General features: G+C 44.9%; 2 protein-coding genes. One reads left to right on the plus strand and one right to left on the minus strand.

Going from position 1 to position 1440, the window contains the following annotated elements; translation table 11 throughout:
• The coding region (djlA, locus tag R7035_RS25290) for a co-chaperone DjlA (RefSeq protein ID WP_238836216.1) at window positions 1-475 on the plus strand (475 nt) is incomplete at its 5' end.
• A 110-nt stretch (window positions 476-585) separates the two neighbouring features.
• Here djlA and R7035_RS25295 read toward each other — a convergent pair.
• Entirely contained in the window at window positions 586-1368 is a 783-nt protein-coding gene (locus R7035_RS25295; protein ID WP_318146331.1) for a DUF547 domain-containing protein, read from the minus strand.
• Window positions 1369-1440: the final 72 nt, after the last annotated feature.

Below are 1440 nucleotides of genomic sequence, written 5' to 3' on the forward strand. Positions count from 1 at the left end.
CTCGACCGCTGGCCGTTTTGATTTGCTGCAATTCTTCCTTGAACTGCAAATTTCCGCGGCCTTTGCTGATGGAGCTATCCATCCAAGCGAACGTAATGTGCTGCACAAAATTGCTCGTGGTTTAGGTTTCTCATCTGAGCAACTAGAGCGTCGCCTACAGATGCAAGAAGCGGCGTTCCGTTTCCAACATCAAGGTGGTTTCCATGGTCAGCAACAAGGTCAATACCAGTCGTCAGGTTGGCAGCAAGCCTCACAGGCGGATCAATTGGCCGATGCGTACAAAATTTTGGATGTGTCACCAGAGGCGGACGGTAAAACCGTTAAACGTGCTTACCGTAAGTTAATGAATGAGCACCACCCCGATAAGTTGATGGCCAAAGGTTTACCGCCAGAAATGATGAACGTCGCAAAAGAAAAATCGCAAGAAATTCAAAACGCTTACGATTTAATTAAAAAGGTAAAAGGCTTTAAGTAAGCCAAAATCTAGCAAGCAAACTAGAAAGTAAAAAGGGCACTTGGTGCCCTTTTTTAGCTTTTGGGTTATCGGTGGCTAAAAGCATCTCAAGCTGAACAAGGATGGATAAATCAGTCGGCTTGGTTCAAGCTCCAATCGTAGTCGTACTTCACCCGACCTGAAAAATGGTTGTATTGTGGCGCGTACTTTCTGATGTGGTTAAACACCTCTTTCTCACCACCAAAATCAACGGCAAACCACTCATAAATTGAAGATATTTTCGCCGTATCACCTTCAATAGAGACGCCTTTTTGGCTGTTGATAAAGGTCTTTGTGGCACTCTCTAGCAAGGTTTGAGTATTCTCATCGGTAAAAGCTTGAGTTTGAAGATTCGGGCAGCCTAGGCTTGCACAATTGACAGCGTAGTGCGTTCTTGGGTCTTGCCAGATTGGTCGTAAAATTCGGTGCTCAATATCATTCAAGGTCAGACTTTTTCCGTTAATGGTGATGACATCTTGATCCCATGGGCCAAAGCTAAACAGCCCGCCTAACTTGGTGATCGACGTTATCGGGTAGTTATCCAAAATTAGGTCAACCGTCAACGCGTTGTACAGGTTTACCCAATATGCGTATTGCTCGGCTTGGCGGTATTGCAATGGATTTAAACTAGCGAGACGTTGAATGTACTGCTTTAACTTTGTTTTATCGGCGAACGAGACTTGGTTGTAACGAAATAGAGTGTTGTCACCTCGGGTAACTAGATAGCTGTCGAGTAACTGTTGCCACTCCAGATGAGAGATTGAGGTTTGGTTGACCCCGTTGGACTGCTGCCAATAAGGCCATAAGTCGGCTTTTGGTGCGGCCAGAGCGGAAAAGGAGAGTAGGGCACACAGTAGCAATAAGAAACGCTTCATAGAGATACCTTTAGTGAGACTTGATTGTTAGTGTAGACCCGTCTAGTTGTTGTTTTCTTTCTTTAATCTACG

This window comes from Vibrio sp. 1731 (assembly GCF_033339955.1).
GTDB classification, from domain to species: domain Bacteria; phylum Pseudomonadota; class Gammaproteobacteria; order Enterobacterales; family Vibrionaceae; genus Vibrio; species Vibrio alginolyticus.